This is a genomic window from Amycolatopsis aidingensis (assembly GCF_018885265.1).
GTDB lineage: Bacteria > Actinomycetota > Actinomycetes > Mycobacteriales > Pseudonocardiaceae > Amycolatopsis > Amycolatopsis aidingensis.
The window spans coordinates 7,167,282-7,186,484 of record NZ_CP076538.1; the positions used below are offsets into that span (position 1 = coordinate 7,167,282).

General features: G+C 68.6%; 20 protein-coding genes. 14 read left to right on the forward strand and 6 right to left on the reverse strand.

Annotated elements, in window-relative coordinates; genetic code table 11:
• Nucleotides 1-77: 77 nt before the first annotated feature.
• The 4 genes from KOI47_RS32915 to KOI47_RS32930 are packed head-to-tail and all read right to left on the reverse strand — an operon-like array spanning nucleotide 78 to nucleotide 3,410.
• A complete protein-coding gene (locus tag KOI47_RS32915; protein WP_216211030.1) occupies nucleotides 78-1,262 on the reverse strand; it encodes an FAD-dependent monooxygenase in 1,185 nt (394 codons plus the stop codon).
• Nucleotides 1,259-2,368 (reverse strand): MAB_1171c family putative transporter, encoded by a 1,110-nt coding sequence (locus KOI47_RS32920; RefSeq protein ID WP_216211033.1) that lies wholly within the window; start codon nucleotides 2,366-2,368, stop codon nucleotides 1,259-1,261. The genes KOI47_RS32915 and KOI47_RS32920 overlap by 4 nt, the downstream gene beginning before the upstream one ends.
• Nucleotides 2,365-2,913: a hypothetical protein gene (locus tag KOI47_RS32925; RefSeq protein WP_216211036.1), complete on the reverse strand. Its 549-nt coding sequence runs from the start codon at nucleotides 2,911-2,913 to the stop codon at nucleotides 2,365-2,367. Before KOI47_RS32925 ends, KOI47_RS32920 begins: the two co-directional genes overlap by 4 nt.
• A gap of 2 nt (nucleotides 2,914-2,915) precedes the next feature.
• A complete protein-coding gene (locus KOI47_RS32930) occupies nucleotides 2,916-3,410 on the reverse strand; it encodes a helix-turn-helix domain-containing protein (RefSeq protein ID WP_216211039.1) in 495 nt (164 codons plus the stop codon).
• Nucleotides 3,411-3,599: 189 nt separating this feature from the next.
• Here KOI47_RS32930 and KOI47_RS32935 point away from each other — a divergent pair, with 189 nt between their 5' ends.
• From KOI47_RS32935 to KOI47_RS36045, 3 genes are all read left to right on the forward strand, one after another.
• Complete coding sequence (locus KOI47_RS32935) at nucleotides 3,600-4,268, forward strand: GGDEF domain-containing protein (RefSeq protein WP_216211043.1); 669 nt, start codon at nucleotides 3,600-3,602, stop codon at nucleotides 4,266-4,268.
• Between the two features lie 135 nt (nucleotides 4,269-4,403).
• Entirely contained in the window at nucleotides 4,404-6,683 is a 2,280-nt protein-coding gene (locus KOI47_RS32940) for a helix-turn-helix domain-containing protein (RefSeq protein ID WP_216211046.1), read from the forward strand.
• A 503-nt stretch (nucleotides 6,684-7,186) separates the two neighbouring features.
• Nucleotides 7,187-7,534 carry a DUF6355 family natural product biosynthesis protein gene (locus KOI47_RS36045; RefSeq protein ID WP_232376952.1) on the forward strand — a complete coding sequence of 116 codons (348 nt, stop codon included), beginning with the start codon at nucleotides 7,187-7,189 and terminating at the stop codon, nucleotides 7,532-7,534.
• Between the two features lie 352 nt (nucleotides 7,535-7,886).
• Here the strand turns inward: KOI47_RS36045 and KOI47_RS32945 are convergent, their stop codons facing one another.
• The gene (locus KOI47_RS32945; RefSeq protein WP_216211049.1) at nucleotides 7,887-8,528 is read right to left on the reverse strand and encodes a prepilin peptidase; all 642 of its coding nucleotides are present in this window, start codon (nucleotides 8,526-8,528) and stop codon (nucleotides 7,887-7,889) included.
• 39 nt (nucleotides 8,529-8,567) lie between these two features.
• On the opposite strand from KOI47_RS32945, the gene KOI47_RS36050 reads away from it, so the two are divergent.
• The 11 genes from KOI47_RS36050 to KOI47_RS33000 all read left to right on the forward strand — a co-directional run bounded on the left by KOI47_RS36050 (nucleotide 8,568) and on the right by KOI47_RS33000 (nucleotide 17,992).
• Complete coding sequence (locus KOI47_RS36050) at nucleotides 8,568-9,374, forward strand: hypothetical protein (protein WP_232376411.1); 807 nt, start codon at nucleotides 8,568-8,570, stop codon at nucleotides 9,372-9,374.
• Nucleotides 9,375-10,443: 1,069 nt separating this feature from the next.
• Nucleotides 10,444-11,184, forward strand: coding sequence for an SAF domain-containing protein (locus tag KOI47_RS32955; protein ID WP_232376412.1), 741 nt, complete (start codon nucleotides 10,444-10,446; stop codon nucleotides 11,182-11,184).
• Nucleotides 11,185-11,222: 38 nt separating this feature from the next.
• Nucleotides 11,223-12,110, forward strand: coding sequence for a MinD/ParA family ATP-binding protein (locus KOI47_RS32960; RefSeq protein ID WP_232376413.1), 888 nt, complete (start codon nucleotides 11,223-11,225; stop codon nucleotides 12,108-12,110).
• Nucleotides 12,107-13,486 carry a CpaF family protein gene (locus tag KOI47_RS32965; RefSeq protein WP_216211054.1) on the forward strand — a complete coding sequence of 460 codons (1,380 nt, stop codon included), beginning with the start codon at nucleotides 12,107-12,109 and terminating at the stop codon, nucleotides 13,484-13,486. The genes KOI47_RS32960 and KOI47_RS32965 overlap by 4 nt, the downstream gene beginning before the upstream one ends.
• On the forward strand, nucleotides 13,483-14,412 hold the full coding sequence (locus KOI47_RS32970) for a type II secretion system F family protein (protein ID WP_216211057.1): 930 nt from the start codon (nucleotides 13,483-13,485) through the stop codon (nucleotides 14,410-14,412). The genes KOI47_RS32965 and KOI47_RS32970 overlap by 4 nt, the downstream gene beginning before the upstream one ends.
• Nucleotides 14,409-15,302, forward strand: a complete 894-nt coding sequence (locus KOI47_RS32975; protein WP_216211062.1) for a type II secretion system F family protein — start codon at nucleotides 14,409-14,411, stop codon at nucleotides 15,300-15,302. The genes KOI47_RS32970 and KOI47_RS32975 overlap by 4 nt, the downstream gene beginning before the upstream one ends.
• A gap of 63 nt (nucleotides 15,303-15,365) precedes the next feature.
• Nucleotides 15,366-15,566 carry a hypothetical protein gene (locus KOI47_RS32980; RefSeq protein ID WP_216211064.1) on the forward strand — a complete coding sequence of 67 codons (201 nt, stop codon included), beginning with the start codon at nucleotides 15,366-15,368 and terminating at the stop codon, nucleotides 15,564-15,566.
• Between the two features lie 17 nt (nucleotides 15,567-15,583).
• Nucleotides 15,584-16,009: a TadE/TadG family type IV pilus assembly protein gene (locus tag KOI47_RS32985; RefSeq protein WP_216211067.1), complete on the forward strand. Its 426-nt coding sequence runs from the start codon at nucleotides 15,584-15,586 to the stop codon at nucleotides 16,007-16,009.
• Between the two features lie 50 nt (nucleotides 16,010-16,059).
• A complete protein-coding gene (locus tag KOI47_RS32990) occupies nucleotides 16,060-17,040 on the forward strand; it encodes a hypothetical protein (protein ID WP_216211070.1) in 981 nt (326 codons plus the stop codon).
• Entirely contained in the window at nucleotides 17,037-17,510 is a 474-nt protein-coding gene (locus KOI47_RS32995; RefSeq protein ID WP_216211073.1) for a TadE/TadG family type IV pilus assembly protein, read from the forward strand. The genes KOI47_RS32990 and KOI47_RS32995 overlap by 4 nt, the downstream gene beginning before the upstream one ends.
• A complete protein-coding gene (locus KOI47_RS33000; RefSeq protein ID WP_216211076.1) occupies nucleotides 17,507-17,992 on the forward strand; it encodes a hypothetical protein in 486 nt (161 codons plus the stop codon). The genes KOI47_RS32995 and KOI47_RS33000 overlap by 4 nt, the downstream gene beginning before the upstream one ends.
• Before the next feature lie 97 nt (nucleotides 17,993-18,089).
• Here KOI47_RS33000 and KOI47_RS33005 read toward each other — a convergent pair whose 3' ends face one another.
• Nucleotides 18,090-19,139 carry a hypothetical protein gene (locus KOI47_RS33005; RefSeq protein WP_216211078.1) on the reverse strand — a complete coding sequence of 350 codons (1,050 nt, stop codon included), beginning with the start codon at nucleotides 19,137-19,139 and terminating at the stop codon, nucleotides 18,090-18,092.
• Nucleotides 19,140-19,203: the final 64 nt, after the last annotated feature.

The window sequence follows — 19,203 nt, forward strand, 5'->3', positions numbered from 1 at the left end:
GTCCGCCTACGACGTGCCGGTGACCTCGGGTGAAGCTGTCTTGACGTTCCGCAACTCGCCACGGGGTGTACTGGTTCCTACAGCACTCGCTGCTCCCATTCGAGATGGTGGTCATGGAGCCAGGAAGGTGGTGCCATCGCGCCGTTCTGCGCGGCTCGCGCGATCGCCTGGTCACGCTTTCGCTGGGCGAGCCAACGGGGCATGCGTCGCCGCTGAGCGGTGCGTCCCGCCCCTCGGGCGACGACGCGTTCGACCCGCTCCCGGCGGACACCTTCGAACACCCTCAGCGCATGCTGCGGGTCGTCGGCGTCCCGGAGACATTGGGCGAGAACGACGGCGTCTTCAAGGGCCAACGCAGCGCCTTGCTCGGTGGCCGGCGGGACCGCGTGCGCGGCATCGCCGATCACCACCATGGACCCGTTGTGCCAGCTCGCGAGATCACGGACCTCCCGCGGGCTGGTCGCGAGGATGACATCGGCGGCGCGGATGATTGCGCTAGCGGGCGTTCGGTCGCGGCGGAACAGTTTGAGGAGCCTGCTGCGCAGGGCTTCCACGTTGGTGGCCTGTGCGGAGTCGAGGGGCGCATCGGCGGGGATGCTGCCGAACCAATAGTAGTCTCCAGCAGCGCTGGTGTACCCGAAGGTCGCGTTCTTGCCCCAGAAGATCTTGAATGCGTCCGGCGAAGGTGAGGCCGAGACCGACTGGGCGGTGTATCCGTGGAGGATGTGTACGCCGCAGAAGCGCGGCTCCGGCGCTGACGGGTCGACGAGCCCGCGTACGGTCGAGTGGATCCCATCCGCACCGATCAGGACCTCAGCTTCGGCGGTGGTGCCGTCGTCGAAGGTCGCCAGCACACCGGTGTCGGTCGTTTTGGCCGTGGTCAGGCTCTTGCCGAGTTCAACCGTCGCGCCCCGTTGCTCTGCTTCCTCCCGGAGGATCCGAGCCAGCTTCGCCCGGGGCACGGCGCGGGGCGGCTCCTGGTCGGGGCCGCTGCTGAGCCGTACCGTGCCGAGCTGGCGACCGGTCCCCGAGCCCAGGTCGGTGCGGAGCAGGAGTGCGGACGCCTCAATGACTGCCTGGTGTGCGCCGATTGCACGCAGTGCGTCGAGTCCATTGCGCGGCAAGCGTAGGGCGGCACCAGAGTAGTCGCCGGCGTCCCGGCGCGCTTCGTACACCGTGGCCGCGATACCAGCCTGTCCCAGCGCCAATGCCGCCGCGGAACCGGCGATACCGCCTCCCGCGATAAGAATCCGCCGAGTCACGCAGTACCTCCCGCCGGGATGCCTTCAGCGCGGGCGAGGGTCCGCGAGAGCATGATCAGTTCGTGCACGTCGGCGTCGACACCGGTGGTGGTCGGTATCGCGATGGGTACAGCATGCGATGGAGCCGGTTGGTTTGCGGCGTGGGCGCGCAGAGCTTCCCGGAGCAAATCAGCCACCGGCTTGTCCTCCCTGTGGTTCTGGCGTAGTTGGGCGATATATGGGCTGATGCGGACAAGTCCGTCGCGGCACTCGATGACGCGGCGGTAGTAGCGGCGATGCACTCCGACCAGTCCGATGACATCCCACGGCTTACGGGGCACTCGGCTGAGTGCGTCCTCAGGAAACTCCTTATGCAAGATAGTCCACAATGGATCTAAATCCTGGACGGCTCGCCGGTGACGCCACCACACCCGGATGGCTGTCAATCTCATGCGGGCTGCCGGATAGAGCAAACCAATCGTAATGGCCACGAGAGCCAGGACGGCGACATAGCCGGTGGGGATGGCCAGCGTCATGGGCACCGAACCCGTGAACCAATAGACGAAGTCCACGACGAGGAACACGGCCAAGCTGGTCGCCATCACCGCGAACCCCGCGGCTGCCAACCGCAGTCCCCAGGCGAGTCTGCGTTCGCCCTGCCGTGCGTAGCGCAGCGCCGAGCGTGTGCAGGCCACGAATATGACACCCATGAACAGATTCGCTGTGACATAGATGACGGACGTATGTTGCTGCGAGATGGCTTTCGGTGCGGCGGCAGCCGTACCGACCAGCACCGCGATCTCCAGGGTCAGCGCCAGTGCGTTCCTCCGCGTCCGTCGTGCGGCCTCGGCACGGGCGAGAGTCGCGGCGTCGAAGAAAAACAACAAGGAGACACACGCCGCCGATATCGGGACATACCAGGCAACTGCAGCCCACACGGGCCCGCCCTGAGACAGGGTCGCGTTCTCGGTGATCGCACGCAGCACCTGCCCGAGAAGCGCGAACGCGAGAAAGGCCACAATGGCCTGTAACGGTAGATTCGCCGGCTGGCGGGCCAACTGGTACCCCTTCCAGATCAGCGCGGCGACCAAGCACACGATCAGTACGTCGTCGATCAGCCAGCTCATAGCCACCCCATCCGGGCGCCGAGGGCCGTGTCCATCCCGCGTGCCGCGCCCTGCGACGGACGCGGTGCGGCGACGTCGAGCACCGATGCCCACTCCAGGATGATGGTGGCGACGGTTTCCGCCTCGCGTTCCTGGGTATTGCCATAGGAGGTGCGTCGGAGAGCGCGGCGCACAGCGTCTGACGCCATGGCAGAGTATTGCTCGCGCAGACGATCGGGGGTCGTGCCCGGATAGAGTTCGGCGAGCAGAGCATCGTCTTCCTCGTCGCTCTGGTGGCCGGCGAGGATGTGCCCGAGCTCGTGCAGGATGATGTGATCTTGGTGGAGTTGGCTGGTTTCCTGCTGGTACAAGATGTACTCCACCCGTTTGGTGGAGATCCACACTCCGAACGGGCCGGGTACGGGGATCGGGTGCGCGACCAGTTCGATCGGCTTTCCCCGAACTTCGCCCATCCGGTGGCACAGGTCGGTCACATCCAGCGGCGGGCGGACATCGAGCTTGCTCAGTAGCTGTCGGCACTGTCTGCGCAGTTTTCGCTCGCCCATGGTCAACCCTCCCGCCTGCGGGCCGAGCCGCCATCCCGTGACTGGTTCGAGCCGCCCTTTCGCTCGACCTGCTCAAGTCGGTACACGACGTCGACCAGGTCCATCACCTGCCGCCGTCCCTCCGGGGACAGTTCGCCTGCTCGCATGGCCAACAGTTGCGCATCGCTGCTACCCGCCATCTCCGTCAGGCGTTCCTGCTCGGCCTTGATCTCAGCCAGTTTCGCATCGATTCGCTCGGAGTGTTCATCGTCGAAGAAGTAGCTGACCGGAACCTCGAAGAAGTGCGCGAGACCACGCAGGTGTTGGGCGGTGGGGTTGTCTCTGACGCCATTGCGCAGCTGCCAGATGTAGCTGTGGGAGATCGTCTTAACAGTCTTAGTGGCGCGGACCGCCTCGGCGACCTGCTCGTTGGTGTACTCCTTGCCGTCCGGCCGTCTCACCATCTCGAACAAATAGTTCAGTTTGCTGGCCAAGCTCCGGTTCGTTTGTTCCGCCATGGCCGCCTCCCGCGCCCGGTCGTCTCTACTGTCTCAGTAACACTCGATCAGGTGGCCACTTTTTCTTCAGTTGAAATCGCTGGTCACGTCAGTTTAGACTCCATCGGACCCGTACTCAACTGGTGCGAAACTAGCCGTCACTCGGATGGTCTACGGCAAGTGCATCGGCCAGTCGAATGGAGGGTCACGATGCAAGCCACCTCGACCGCTCTCGCAGCGGAAGCGACAACAAGAACAAGACCACGCTGCAGTGCTGGTGGTCAGCCGCTCGGCTACACCACGACCGACCACTTGACCGGATTGCTCGATCGCTGGAGTTGGGATAAGCGAGCTGTCCGTGAACTTCGGCGCGATCGCCGACCGTCCATCCTGCTGTTGCTCGATCTCGATCGCTTCAAAACGGTCAATGACACGTTTGGCCACTTGGCCGGTGATGAGATCTTGCAGGCTGTCGCGGGCATCATCAAGGACGCTGTGCGGGCGAGCGACATCGTCGGCCGCTACGGCGGACATGGCGGCGACGAGTTTCTCGTGCTGCTGCCTGCCACTGTTCCCGCGCACGGCCTCCGGGTCGCGCGCCGTATCCGTAGCCGGATTCGACAAGCGCACATCGATGTCCTGTCGGCTGACGGCCGGTCGGAGACGATCACGCGTCTAAGCGTCTCGATCGGCCTGACTGTTCGGTCCCCAGCGGATGAAGGCGACCTTCGGCAACTGGTTCGCCGTGCCGATGCGGCACTACTGCTCGCCAAACACGATGGCCGAGACCGCATTCAAATCGACAATCAACTAATCGGGCTCGACATGGGACCACCGCTCCACCGACGTGCGCCGGGGTCAGGGACGTCGCGAAGATGACCACCGACAAATCACCCATCCGTGGGGCGGGGCGTTAGGGGGAACCGCTCCACCGGTCATCACGCCACGGAGCGCGAGGGGTGGAAGCGGCTGCCACTGGAGTGACAGATGAGGCAGATGTGCAGGGGGAGGTCCATGAATACCGTCAACAGTTTCGCCGCCGCGGTGCACCGGCTCAGACGGGCACGGGGCCTGTCGCTAGGTGCTGTCGCAACGAAGAGCGGCCTCAGCCAGAGCTACCTGTCGAAGATGCTGCACGGGCACCGTTCACTGCCCCTTATGACGGTGGGCAGGATCGACGAATTCCTGGAGGCTGGCGGCGAGCTGGTCCGCATCGCGCAAGAGCAGAGCGGAGGCGGGCTGGCACTGCCGCAGCCGAGGCAGCTGCCGCCTGCTGCCGCTGACTTCGTTGGCCGCGAAGAGTACTTGCACCGGATGGACAAGGCGCTGATCGAGCAGGACCGACCCGGCGCTGTGGTTACCGCCGTCATCGAGGGCGGCTTCTGGGTGGGCAAAACCGAACTGGCACTGCAATGGGCAGCCCGCGTGCAGGAGCGTTTCCCAGGTGGGTGCCTGTTCGCCGATCTGCGCGGACGCGCCCTCGGCCCGCCTGCCGATCCAAGCGAGGTGCTGGACGGCTTCCTGCGCGCCCTTGGCGCCGGACCCGATGCCCTGCATGGCTCTCTGCAGGACCGTGCCGCGTGGTACCGCTCGCTCCTTGTCCGGCAGCCCGCTGTGGTCGTGCTGGACAACATCGCCAGCTACGACCAGGTGCAACATCTCCTTCCCGGCGCCGGAAGCGCCGTGGTGCTCACCAGCCGCGAGCGCCAAGCAGCACTGCTCGGCGCTCGCGGTGGCCTGCGCATCGAGCTACCGCCACTGACGCGCGACGAAGCGCTCGAGCTGCTGCGGCGACGAGTCGGCGAGGCCAGAGTCGGCGCTGACCCCCTGTCCGCGGAGACCGTGATACGTCGATGCGGGTGCCTACCGATGGCCGTGCGCATCGCCGCCGAGCACGTCCAGCAACGTCGCTACCGCACATTGGAGTACCTCGCCGGGGAGTTGGCTACGGCAGCGCGTCGACTGGACCCGTTCATCTCCGCCGATCCGGCCGTTTCCATCCACACCGCCATCGACGTGTCCTACCTTGCCCTGCCTCCTCTTGCCGCTCGGGTGTTCCGGCTGCTGGGTATCAGCCCTGCCTACCTCGTTAGCCCCGAATCGACCGCGGCGCTCACCGGCCTCGACCTGGCCAGAGTTCAACGAGCGCTCGATGTCCTGTACGGCGCGCACCTCCTTGACGACGCCCCTGCCGGTCGGATGCGTATGAACCGCTTGCTGCGGGCCTACGCCGCCCAGCGGGCCGTGGTCGAGGAGTCCCTGTCCGAGGTGGAACGAGCGCGTGACCGAGTCCTGCGCTGGTACACCGCGACCGCGTGGGCCGCCAGCAACGCGCTGGCGGCCAACTGGTCCGAGGCCGGTCTCACTCCGGAGAACACCACCGAGGTCGTGCCGATTACCTTCGCCGAGAACGACTACGACGCCGCGATGGCTTGGTGCGACGCTGAGGTCGAAACCGCCATTCACGTGGCCCGCCATGCGCGAAGCTACACCGCCAGCGACGCGGTATGGATGCTGCCGGCGATGTTCCTGCCCTACTTCCACCTGACGAAGAACTGGAGTAGCTGGCTGGCCGCGGCGACCGAAGGACTCACAGCTGCCCGCGCGGCCAGGAACCAGGCAGGCATCGCCCGCTGCACCCAGAGCCTAGGCTGGGTGTTAAACGAGCTCGGCCGCATGGCCGAAGGCGCCGAACACCTCCGGGAAGCCATCCGCCTGCAAACCGAGATCGGCGACGACCGTGCACGCGCCTGGAGCGAGTTCGGCCTTGCTTCAACCCACACCGCCTTCAACCGCCACAGCGACGCCTGCGAGGCATACCTGCGCGCCGAGGAGCTGTTCGCGGCAGCCGGCGTCGACCTCGGCGTTGCGGTAACCCGCGCCATGTTGTCCGACACTTACCAGGCCCTCGGCAAGACCGGCGACGCTAGCTCCTGCGCCCACGACGCACTCGCCCGCGCCCAGAAACTATCCTCGAAGCCGGTCACCGGCCTGGCCCACCACCGTCTCGGACTGGTCCTGCTCCACCAACAGCAGTACCGGCCGGCTTTGACGCATTTCGATGCTGCTCTCGCCCTGCGCCGAGCCAGCCGGGAACGATGGGGCGAAGCGGAAACCCTCATCGCCCGCGCCGAGGCACTGTCGAACCTGAGAGATCCCCGTGGCGCGCGCGACTCCTATGAGGCTGCCGCCAGCATCTTCGAAACCTTGCGCGATCCTCGCGCACTCGAGGTCCAAGCACACGTCGTCACGCTCAACGCCTGCCTCGGACCCCACGGCGACACCACCGCCTGAACCAGGCCTTCCGGCTACCGGCAGCAGGCGTCCACCCTTGTCGCTGCATCAACCGGCAGCTGGCGGCGAACTCGGATCCCTCTCCAGGGCTTACCTGCTCAATTATCGCGCTAACATAAAAACAAAAGGGCCTTTTGTTGAAAACAGTTGCCATCTTGACAGGAGCGAGACAAAAGTAGCACAAAAACAGGACAGGTTTGTCCTTCGAAACTCGTTCCCTGGCGATGCCCGGTCATCCATAGTGGAGGAATGCGAGCCGATCGTCCTGTCGTAACCAGCCACTACCGGGGCCTCGAGTCGCTCGGTTTGCGGAACCTGGTGGTACCCAACCGGCTCGGGGTTCCGTCCGGTGCTGACCGGTCCGCCGCGGCGCGCAATGCAGGGGTGAGAAACGAGCAGTCACTGGGCAAGTCGCCCTGAGCCCTGCACGACAACCAGGAATTTTTCTCACGCATCAACTTTTCAAGGGGAAGACTATGACAACGAAGAAGCGATACGGCCGTATGGCATCTGGCTCCCTCGTGCTCGCCGCTGCGGTTGCTGGCGGTACTTTGATCGGAACTGGACCAGCGTCAGCGAACGTCAACACGGCCTACGCATACTCCCCAGCCGCGGCCGAGGAACGCTGTGGCTACCTCGGCTATGGCAAGTATCGACACTGCGATGGGGGAACGGGATCGACCATAATGCTCGATGTCGAGGATATTTGGGGAAACATCGGACGCTACTGCGTCGGGCCGGGCGTCACCAATCTTCAGCCGACTTTCGAATGGCGCGTCATCGGTGCATGGTGGAACGGTGGCGTGGGATGCTGGCCCGGCAGAGTTCGGGGCTTCGCCGCTATCAGGTAGCTGCAATCAGCTTTCGCTCAATGTGATTCTCGAAGCTCCCCTCACCAACTCCCTGGGAACCAGGTCCCAGGGTCCCCCAGGTGTGGTGGGCGCAGCTCCTCCCCTCGCGCGCGCCCACCACACCGCCAACCCCGATGTGTACCGATGCCCTATTCACAGTGGGTGCAATGATGACTGTCGATTTTCACCTCGAGTGCGACCACACGCACACCGTAGCCGTCTCAGAGTCCGGGATCTGCCTCATGGCTACGGGTATACCGACTAGCCACGCCAGAATCGCACGGCAGAAGAGTCGACCGGAGAACTCATCATGAGCACAAGCTTGACTGGCTCCGGGGCGATCGCAGTACCGTCACCCACCTACGGCGACCACCATCGTGATCAAACCAGCGAGCAGGCAGGGTCCGAACGGCAGGCCAGCCGAGGCGTCCCGGTTCGGGCGGCGGCCCGTTCCAGCCGCGAGCAGCACGATGGCCACGGCCAACGCGACCAGCAGGGCGCCGACGACGGTGGACCATCCGGTCCAGCCGGCTGCTGCGCCGACCACGGCTGCCAGACGCACGTCGCCCGCGCCGACTCCGCCAGGTACGGCCAGGGCCAGCAACAGGAACAGGCCCGCCGCGGCCACCATCGCCGCCAGCGCCCGGAGGCCGGGCCCGAATTCGTCACGGACGAGGCAGATCCCGCCGAAGGCCAGCATAGTCCCGGCCAGCAAAGGCCCGACCAGGATCGAGGGCAGACGTTGCTCGATCCAGTCGATCACGGAGAGCGGGATGGCGACGACGACCACCAGGCCATATGGGAGGAGTTCCTCGCGTGGACCGACGCCCCACCCGACTGCGACCAGAAGAGCCGCCGTCCCGAAGGTGGCCAGCCACCACGACGTCAGGACGCTAGGCGGACGGTCGGTCAGCAACCGCCGGGTTACCACGCTGAGCGGGGCAGCGGCCGCCGCGCCGAGGCTGGCGTAGGCCGCCAGCCAGCCGACGGTCACCGCAGCCTCAGCTTGCGCACCCTGGCTGGAACGTGGGCGATGCTGGCGCGGGTCGACGTGTTGAGCGATGTCGCCATGCCGCCATGCTGCTCAGACGGCAAACGGCATGCACTGTGGTTCATCCGAATGAGTGGATCTCGCGCCGCCACCATCGCCGCGGCCGGTGCTGTGGTCATTGTCGAGGTTGAACCGAGTTCGCGCTGGAACCGAGGCGTCTCGCCGCTGCACGAGCGTCGTCGCCAGCCACTGTTGATGATCAGGGGAAGCGCCATGGTTTACACCGCGACTAAGTTTCGGTACAGGTCTGTTCTTGCTGTTACTGCCGCTTTGGTGCTGAGCGGCGGATGTACCACCGCCGACCAGACGTCGGGGCCGGGCGTTCAGCCTTCGCCGACGCCAAACCCGACCACCACCCCCGCTTCCCCTGTGGAGATCGCGAAACAAGACGCGATCGCCGCCTACATGGGGATGTGGCGCGACATGGCTGATGCAGCGACGACCTCCGATTGGAAGTCGCCCAAACTCGCGCGGCACGCTACCGGTGAAGCGTTGGTCACGATCTCCCGAAGCCTGTACGCCGACCACTACAACGGCCTGGTCACGCGAGGCCAACCCGTCAACCACCCTGAAGTCAGCTCGGTGGAACCACCCCACGCGCCCACGACGATCAACATCACGGATTGCGGCGACTCCACGAACTGGCTGAAGTACCGGGTCGACAGCGGCGAGCCCGCGAACGACGGCCCCGGGGGACGGCGCCACATCGAGGCACTCGTCAAGAAGGCCGTCGACGGTTCCTGGAAAGTCACCACCTTCGCAGTTCACGAGGTCGGATCATGCGGTTAGGACGAACATGGCCGACAGCTGGGATCGCGGTCACCCTCTTACTGCTCACCGTCCTGCCGGCGCACGCAGACGGCTGGGGCAATGTCAACTGCGGTGAAGGCGGGAACCCCGCCTGTGATCTGAGCGCCGGTAAACGCGGCGGTGCTCCGCCGCGCGCGGGACAGGCCCCGCCGGTGAACCCAGGGAAGGGAAAGTCCCACTCCCCAGGTGGTCCGCAGCAGAGCCCGGGCGATCGGGTACTGGGTGATGCTAGCCGGGCGGATTGTGCATATATCCGGAGTGATTACCAGCCTCCGGCCAATGGGGTCCAAACGGTGGCGTTGCGATCGCGCCCGGGGTCGGGCGGGATTCAGCCGGTGGCGTGGCCTGCCCAGGGACGTACGGCCGTTGGACGCATGCGGGCGCAGGGTGAGGGCGGTGCTTGGTATGTGTACCGGTGTTCGGGGCCAGGTGTGCGGGATGGGTTGTATCGCGCGCCGGTGTGGATTGCGGACGGGCAGGAGCCGGGGGCGGCGGCGTTGCCGTCGCCGGAGGAGTTGGCACAGCAGGCCCGGTCACAGTTGCGTTTACCGTCACCGCGGATCGTGTCAAACCCGGCCGGCACACAGCTGGTGCGCCTACCGACGTGGTTGTGGTTGGAGCGCGGCAGTTGGGGCACGCGGTCGGCGACTGCGTCGGTGCCGGGGGTGTCGGTAACGGCGGTGGCGAGGCCGACATCGGTGTCGTGGTCGATGGGAGATGGTGCCGAGTTCACCTGCGCCGGGCCGGGCACCCCGTTCCCTGCGGGTGGAAATCCGCGGGCGGCTTCACCGGATTGCGGGCACACCTATCACCGGTCCTCGGCCCGCGCACCGGGGGCGACGTTTGCTGTATCGGCCACGGTTCATTGGACAGTGACCTGGTCCGGAGCCGGCACGGGCGGGACGTTCCCGGACATGACGACCACCGCATCGGCCTCGCTGCGCGTCGCCGAGGCCCAAGCACTCGGAACCGGTAACCGCTAACCGGTTTCCGGTTTTCCACAGCTGAATTCCCTTTCCTTTCCGCGTATTCCGAGGGAATGCGGGGTTTGGTCGAGCTTTGCCTGGAGGAGATCGTGACGCACACCTACACCACCCCACCGGAGACCGGGCCCGAGATGTCGGGATCGGCGGCCTGGTTGGGGCAGAAGGGAAAGCCCACCCCTGTGCCGCGGGCTTGGAGGCGTCATCGGTTGCCGTACCTAGTGGCGGGCGTGCTGCTGGTCGTGGTGTGCGTCGGCGGTGCGGTGTGGTGGACCACCACCATTCAGGACCGGGTGCCGATGTTGGCGTTGGCGAAGCCGGTCACGGTCGGGCACGTGCTGACGCGGGCGGACCTGCGCAGCGTCGACGTTTCCGCCGCGCCGGGCGTGGCGTTGATTCCGGCGGATCAGGTGGCCAGCGTGGTGGGCCGTCCGATGGCGACTAGCCTCGGGCCCGGAGCGCTGCTGGCCCCCGATGCCGTGGGTAGTGCGGTGATCCCGGCGGTGGGTCGGGCGGTGGTCGCGGTCGGCGTGAAGCCTGGGCAGTTTCCTCCTGAACTCACTGCTGGAGCCTCGGTGACGGTTGTTGTCACGGCCGCCACCGGGACGGGAACGTCGGCCACCACCGCGCAGCGCCGAGGGCCGGGTACGTCCTGGCACGCCACGATCGTCGGCGTCGCGCCTGCAGGCGCGGATCAGAGCACGGTGGTGTCGCTAGACCTTGACGCGGGCGCAGCGTCTCAGCTGGCGCAGGTCCCGGCCGGGCAGCTTGCCCTGGTGATGCAACCCGCGGGCGGTGGCCGCTGATGCTCATCGCTTTGTGTTCGGTGAAGGGTTCCCCGGGAGTGACCACTCTGGCCGTCGCGCTGGCTGCGCAGTGGCCGCACGCCGAGAGCACACGCCGTCTGGTTGCCGAGGTCGATCCTGCCGGCGGGGATCTGGCGATGCGGTTCCGCCTTCCTGCCATACCAGGGCTGGTTAGTCTCGCTGCCGCCGCGCGCCGCACCCGTGATCCTGCGGTGGTGTGGGACCACACCTGCGCCCTGCCCGGTGGTGTCCGTGTGCTGGTGGCCCCGCCTAACGGGGCGCATGCCCGCGCTGCGCTGGCCATCCTGGCCACGACCCCCGGCGGGTCACTGGTGCACGCCCTCGCTCGCGATGCGGGGGTGGTGGTGCTGGCGGATTGCGGTCGTGTCGATCCGGGGTCCCCGGCCGAGGTGATCGCGCGCCGCGCGGACGCGCTGGTTCTGGTGACCGGAACCCACGCCGAGGATCTCGCGCACACCGCTGCGCGTTTGGGTGACCTGGCCCGCTGGACCCCGCGGCCCGGGTTACTGCTCGTTGGCGACGGCTACCCGACCGTCGATGTGCAGCGCGAGTTGGGTGTGCCCGCGATTGGCCGGATCCCGCACGACCCGGCCGCTGCCGCCGCCTTGGCCGGGCACCGGCCACCGCCAGGCCGCCGCCAGGGCCACGGTGGCCTCGCCCGCCAGGCTGCCGCCCTCGCCCGAGCCCTGGCCGGACCTGCTGCCCCAGCCGCCTTGCCGTCGGTGAACGCGGCGGCTGCCGTGCCGGGAGTGACGGCCCAGCAGGTGCGCCAGCCCGGCGGCGCGATGCCCCCGCCTGGGCAGGGACTTCACCCGCTGTCCCCGGTGCGCACGCCACCGCAGGTCGGTCAGCCGCATCGCAACGGCCACCAGCCCAGTATCGCCGGGAAGGAGCCACCCACATGACCCGGACCGACCATCCACCTGGGCCTCCCGCCGCGCCCGACGGTGGGGGTGATGCCGAGCAGCGGCTGCGTGCCCGGTTGCGGCAGGTGCTGACCACAGACCTGCCCGGCCGGGTCGAGGCCGCCATCCGCACCGGCGAGGGCTCGTTGAGTCTCGCTCGGCGCCGGGAGATCGGCCGCGAGGTCCTCGATGCCGCGGTCGCCGCGCAGAGTGAGGCCGAGTTACTTGCCGGGCGCGCCTTGGTGGACTCGGCCACCGAGCAGCGTGTGGTCGAGCAGGTGCTGGACGAGGTGTTCGGCCTGGGCGGGCTGCAGCCGTTGCTGGCCGATCCGTCGGTGGAGACGATCGCGGTCAACCGCTACGACCGGGTGTTCGTTCAGTACAACGATGGCCGCCGGGCTCAGGTCGCGCCGGTGGCGGCGTCCGATAAGGAGCTCACCGATCTGATCCGCACGCTCGCGGCACGCGCTTCGTCGGAGGAGCGCCGGTTCGACCGCGGCTCACCCGCGCTGAACCTGCAACTGCCCGGTGGTGAACGGCTCTTCGCGGTGCTGGGGCTGACCGCGGGCGGGGTGACGGCGTGCACGATCCGGCGGCACGGTTACCTCACCGCCACCCTCGCGCAGCTGCGCCGCCGCGGCACACTCGATGTCGGGCTGGAGCGGTTCCTGCGCGCGCTGGTGCGGGCGCGCAAGAACGTGCTGATCACCGGCGGCACCGGGGCCGGGAAAACCACGCTGCTGCGGGGACTGGCCTCGGAGATGGACCCACGGGAGCGGATCGTCACCGTCGAGGACGCCTTCGAGCTCGGCCTCGGGCTCGACCCTGAGCTGCACGCCGACGTCACCGCCCTGCAGTCCCGCGAGCCCAACGTGGAGGGCGAGGGCGCGATCGACCAGGCCGAACTGGTGCGCTGGGGGCTGCGCATGTCGCCGGACCGCGTGATCGTCGGCGAGATCCGCGGCGCCGAGGTCATCCCGATGTGCAACGCGATGAGCCAGGGCAACGACGGCTCCATGGCCACCCTGCACGCGAGCAGTTCGAAGATCGCGTTCACTCGGCTTGCCTCCTACGCCGCGCAGGGCCCGGAGCGGCTTCCGCTGGAGGCCACCGCGCTGCTCGTCGCGTCGGCGGTGCATTTCGTGGTGCACCTGGACCGTGCTGCCGACCGCGCGACGCGGGTGATCGCCTCGGTCCGCGAGGTGGTCGACGCCGAGGCCGGTTCGGTGATCTCCAACGAGGTCTACCGCCGTGGCCCGGATCGCCGTGCCGTGCCGGTGGCCGGGGCGTTGCGCGCGGACACCCTCGACGACCTGGTCGCGGCCGGTTTCGATGCGGACCTGCTCGCCTGCCCGGAGGGGTGGTGGACGCCATGAGCATCGACACCATGACGGTTGTGGCCGCCGCTCTGGGTCTGGGCGCTGTCGTCGGTCTGTTGCTGATCACCGCTTGGTACCCAACCGTGGCGGTGTTGGCCCCCTGGCGTGGTGTGGGCTGGCTGCGTGCCGTGCGTGGCCGGGTAGGTGACCGGCGTGCGCTGCTGCGCGTGACGGTGGTCGTCGGGGCGGGTGTGCTGACCGGGGCGGTGACCGGGTGGGTGGTCGGCGCCGTGCTGGCCGCCGCTGCGGTGTGGTTCCTGCCCCGGCTGGTCGGCCCGGACCGCGCCCACAAACACCGGGTCGCCCGGATCGAGGCGATCGCCTCGTGGACGGAGATGCTGCGCGACGTGCTGTCCGCGGCGGCCGGGCTCGAGCAAGCCATCCTCGCCACCGCGCCGTTCGCGCCGGCGGCGATCCGCGGCGAGGTCGCCACGCTGGCCGCTCGCCTGGAAGGCGGGCAGCGCCTGGCGCCGGCACTGCGGGCCTTGGCGCGCGAGCTGGACGACGCGACCGCGGACTTGGTGCTCGCTGCCCTGGTCTTGGCCGCCGAGCACCAGGCTCGCCAGCTCGGCGAGTTGCTCGGCTCGCTGGCGAGCACCGCCCGCGGGCAGGCCGCGATGCGGATGCGGGTGGAGACCGGCCGGGCACGGACCCGCACGTCGGTGCGGGTCATCGTCGCCACCACCCTCGCGTTCGCCGCCGGGGTCGTGGTGTTCAACCGCGCCTATCTCGATGTCTACAACACCGCCGCCGGCCAGGTCGTCCTGCTAGGTATCGGCGGCCTGTTCGCCGTCGGGTTCGCCTGGCTCGCCCGGATCGCCACCAGCGGAAGGCAGACACGGGCGCTAGCCCTCGACGCCCCCCGCGTGACCGCAGCGCCGGACGGTGGCGAGGCGACGGTCGGCGGAGGTGAGCGCGCATGATTCCCGCTCTCGTCTTCGGTGCCGGTGCGGGTGTCGGCCTGTGGCTGCTGCTGACCTGGGTCCTGCCGCCTCGCCCGGCCTTGAGCGACCGCCTCGCCGGGGTGAGCACGCGTGCGCCGGCGGCGCCGATCCTGGGCACGGCGGACGCCGCCTGGGTGCGGACCTGGGGCCGGTTGTTCGTGCCGGGGTTGCGGATGCTCGGCCTGCCCGGCGCGAAGATCGAGGCCGATCTGCGCGTCACCGGCCGCGGCACCGACACCCACCTGGCCTCCAAGGCCCTGCTCGCCGTGGCCGGGCTGCTGGCGCCGTGGCTGCTGCAAGCCCTCCTGGCCCTGGCAGGGCTGTCGCTGGGGGCGCAGGCGCCGCTGGGGGCCGGGCTCGCGCTCGCCGTACTGGGCTTCCTGGCCCCTGATCTCGACGTCCGTGCCAAGGCCACCCGGCTGCGGCGAGAGTTCCGCGAGGCGCTGTCGGCGTTCCTCGACCTGGTCTGGATCACCCTCGCCGGAGGGGCCGGGGTCGAGGCCGCTCTCGGTGACGCCGCGACCGTCGGGCAGGGTCCGGCGTTCGACAAGATCCGCCGCGCGCTGCACGCCGCGCAGCTGACCCGCACCACCCCGTGGAACACCCTGCGCCAGCTCGGTGAGGAACTCGACATCACCGAGCTGTCCGAACTCGCCGCCTCGATCTCCCTGGCGGGCACCGAAGGCGCCCGGGTACGCGCCTCCTTGGCCGCGAAAGCCCACGCCCTGCGCATCCACCAGCTCGCTGACGCCGAAACCGATGCCCAGGCCGCCACCGAACGTATGGCCCTGCCGGTGACGCTGCTGTTCCTCGGTTTCCTGGGATTCATCGCCTACCCCGCGGTGATCCAGGTCCTCAATGGACTGTAACTCACCTCAGATCGATCCTGTCCTCAGAAAGGCATCGCACCACAAGGGAAAGAAGGCATCATCATGTGGCACTGCATCCACACCCTCTGGGCGCTGGCACGCGCACGCAGTTCCCTGTTGCGCGCCGACCCGGAGCGTGGCGAGATCACCACCACCGTCATCGTGACCGCCCTGATGGCCATCGCCGCGATCGCCATCATCGCGATCATCGTGGCGAAACTGACGGCTAAGGCAAACTCGATCGATCTCGGGCTCGGGGGCTGAGGATGCTCGCCAGATCCATGCGCGTTCGCTCCCGCCGGGTGACTGAGCGTGTCCGGGGCGCGCTGCGCGGAGACCGGGGCGCGGTCACCGTCGAGCTGGTGCTGGCCACCCCGCTGCTGTTGCTGGCGTTGCTGGCGATCATCCAGTTCGCCGTGTGGTCGCATGCCACCCACGTCGCCCAGGCCGCCGCCTCCCAGGCACTGGCCGCGGCACGGACCCAGGATGGCACCACCAGCGCCGGGCAGGCGGCCGGGCAGCGCTTGCTCGCCGACCTCGCCGCCGGGCCCCTGCGCGAGCCCCACATCACCGTTTCCCGCAGCCCGGCCGTGGTGTCGGTAAGTGTCCGTGGCGAGGCCACCGCGGTCCTACCCGGCGTGCATTTGCACGTGCACGCCGAAGCGTTCGGTGAGGTCGAACGGTTCGTGCCCGACACCGCGCCCTGAGCTCGGTGACCGCCGCGGCGATTCCCGCCCCTGGCCGAAAGGACATCGTGATGACACACGGTAACCCGCACCACGGGGTGACGCCGGTGCGTGCGGCACTGTTTCCGGACGGGCCGGATTCCCTCCTGCTGAATCCCGATATCTCCCAGTCGCAGTGGCGCGGCGAGCGTGTCCGCGCTGGGCTGCGTCCGCGGATCGTCCTCACCGGACTCGCTGGGGCCGTCCTAGCAGTGCTCGCGGCCTCGTCAGCGAGCGGTTTCACCGCGGTGTTCGCGCTGAGCGCCGGGATCCTCGCGATCGGCGCGAGCGCGGTCGGCGGCTGGTACAGCGCCACCCGCGTGCTCACCGACCACCGCCACGGCCCGGGGAGTCCGTGCCGGTTGGATCGCGTCCGGGGCGCGTTCTTCTTCCGCGGCCGCGATTTCGCCGATCTGGGCGCCGCTAGCACCGTGGCGCGGACCCTGATCGCCAGCGTGGATGAGCTGCACCGCAGTCCGGCCCGCGCGTGGATCGATCCCGCGCTGTGCGGTGAGGTGCATCGGGTGGTGTGGCAGGCGTTGTGCTGCCTGGACCGCACGCGCGCTGCCCGCAGCGTCGCCGACGACCTCGCCGCCGATCCCGAGTCCGAGGCCGGCGAACTGGCCACCGCGGCGCGCCGGGCGGTCACCGTCGTCGACGACGGGCTGGGCGAGGTGGCGCGGCAGGTGCACGGCTGCCTCGTGGCGACCCGGGCGTGGGAGGCGAAACTGCGGCACATCGACCTGGCCGCCCGCGCCGATAGCACCCTCGCGGTGCTGCCCGGCCACGACCACGTTCGGGGCCTGTCCGAGGCCGCGCAAGCGTGGCCGCAGGCCGTGTTCGCCCACATCACCGCTGCCCGTGACCTCACCGGCGCCGGAGCGTTCCCGTGGGAACAGCCGCCCTCCTCGTGGTCACCACGCCACGTCCTGCCCCACCACAGCCACAGTCGAGGCCGGTCGGCCGGAAGGGCGCTGCGGCGGCGAGCCCAATCAGACGGGGACCTGCCGTGACCCGGCCCGCGCCGAACCTCGCCCTGCCGCGGTGGCGTCGGTGGTGGGCAGCCGAGCACGGCTCCGTGACCGCCGAAGCCGTGCTGGTGGCCCCGCTGCTGGTCATGCTGCTGCTGTTCCTGGCCGTGGTGGTGCACCGCGGCGTCGACGCGCGGCTGCGGCTCGACGACGCCGCCCACCAGGCCGCCCGCGCCGCCACGCTACACCGCAGCACCCCCGCCGCCACCACCGCCGCACGCGACACCGCCGAAGCAGCGCTCGCGCAGGCCGATCTGGCGTGCCACACCGTCACCACCACGATGTCCGGCACGCTGGCCCCCGCCGGCGCGGTGACCGTGCGCGTGCGCTGCACCGTCGACTTCGGCCAAGCCCTGCTGCTCGGCGTGCCCGGCGGAAAAACCCTGGAATCGACCGCCAGCGAGGTCGTCGACACCCACCGCTCCCAGCGCCGAGCCGGAGCCAGGCCATGACCCCCCGCAGCAACGACCGTGGGTGGGACGCCTGGTGGCGAGCCGACGACGGCCGGGTGACCGCCTTCGTGCTCACGTTGCTGATCGGGCTGCTCGCCCTGACCGGACTGAGCTTGGACGGCGGCGTCGCGCTGGCGAGCAAGGTCCGCGCCAGCGGGCAAGCCGAGTCCGCCGCCCGCGCCGCCGCCCAAGCCCTCGACCTCGCCACCTATCGCGCCCACGACGTGGTGCGCCTCGATCCAGCGCTGGCGCGAGACCTGGCGCAGCGGTACCTGGCCAGTGTGGGCGCCACCGGCACCGTCACGGTCGCCGGGGACACGGTGACCGTCGAGGTCACCGCCACCTATAAAACCCAGCTGCTGTCGCTGGTCGGCATTGACGACATCACCACCCACGGGCGGGGCGCCGCCCACCCGCAGCGCGGGGTCACCGGCGAAGACCGTGGGTTCGCGGATCCTGAAGCAGGGATGGGCGGGAACTGACGTGGATGGCATCGGTCACGCCTCAGGAGGCGCCCGGGGATCCCCCATCGGCGGGTGCTCCCACCCGAACCGGCCAGTCGCCACGCTCCCGTCCGGCTCAGCGGGGCGGTTCTGCGGGGATGTCGTCGAGGTCGAGTCGCCACCAGTTGTCGTCAACGACAAGGTGCAGGTCGGGACCTCTGCCGACAACGTGCGCTGTCGGAGGCACTGGTCGCCCGTCGGGTTGGACGAGCCGATACTCGCCGGTGACGTGGAGCCGATCGCCGCTGAGGATGCCTACGACCAGCTTGTCGTGGTCGGGCCCATAACCGCCATACAGCGCGATGCGGAACCCACCTACGACGAGGGCTTTGGCCCCAGGAATGTCGTTGTGCCATCCGGTCATGGTGTCGTTGTGGATCCGCACGATGGGAAAGTCGGTGTAGTAGCAGGTCCAGGCCGTGTCGTCGGCAACGTTGAGTGCGTAGCAGTCGCTGATCGCGCCCCAGGTGTTGTCGACATGCGAGGGGTACCGCCATTCCTGGGTGAAGGCCGCGGAGTACCGGATCAACCCACATGCCCCCACCGGGGGCTCACTGTCCTCGTCGCCCCAGCCGTAGTTGCCGTAGACCCCTTCATCGAAGTAGCCCACCCAGATCTCGCCTCCGCGGGTGGTTTGCACGTGCTCGATGCCGTCGCCGAGGGTCTGCTCGGTCAGGACCGTTCCGGTGGAGTCGTAGACGATCGCGTTGCGGTCCGGGCCGTCTGGCCGCCACCGGCACCGGGCGCCCACGACCAGGACCTGCCCGTCGGGCAGCGGCTGCACCGAGGGGTGCGCGAGCGGAAGGCTGGGAATCCGCGCGGCGATGGCCATGTCCGGCGCATGCACGGTCACCCGTGCCGCGGCTGGGCGCGGCGCCTGGGGATCGGGAAAGGTGGCCCATCCCGGCTGGGTCGTGGTCGATGTCAACGCCGCCAGGTCCTTCCCGGCCGACCACAACGCCACCACTTCGCCCGATGGGCCGACCGACGCGGATACCCGCACATCGCCCTGCTGTGGCGGCACGAGCTGCGCGTGGTGGCGGGCCTGGACCGTGGGCAGCGCCATCACCGCCGCACGCCGTGCCGCCTCTCTCTGCTGACGCTGCTGAGCCCAGTCTTCGGTCACCGACACATTCGATCACGCCGCCGGTTGCGTGGCCCACGGTATTTCGCGCTTGACGGAGTTGCCC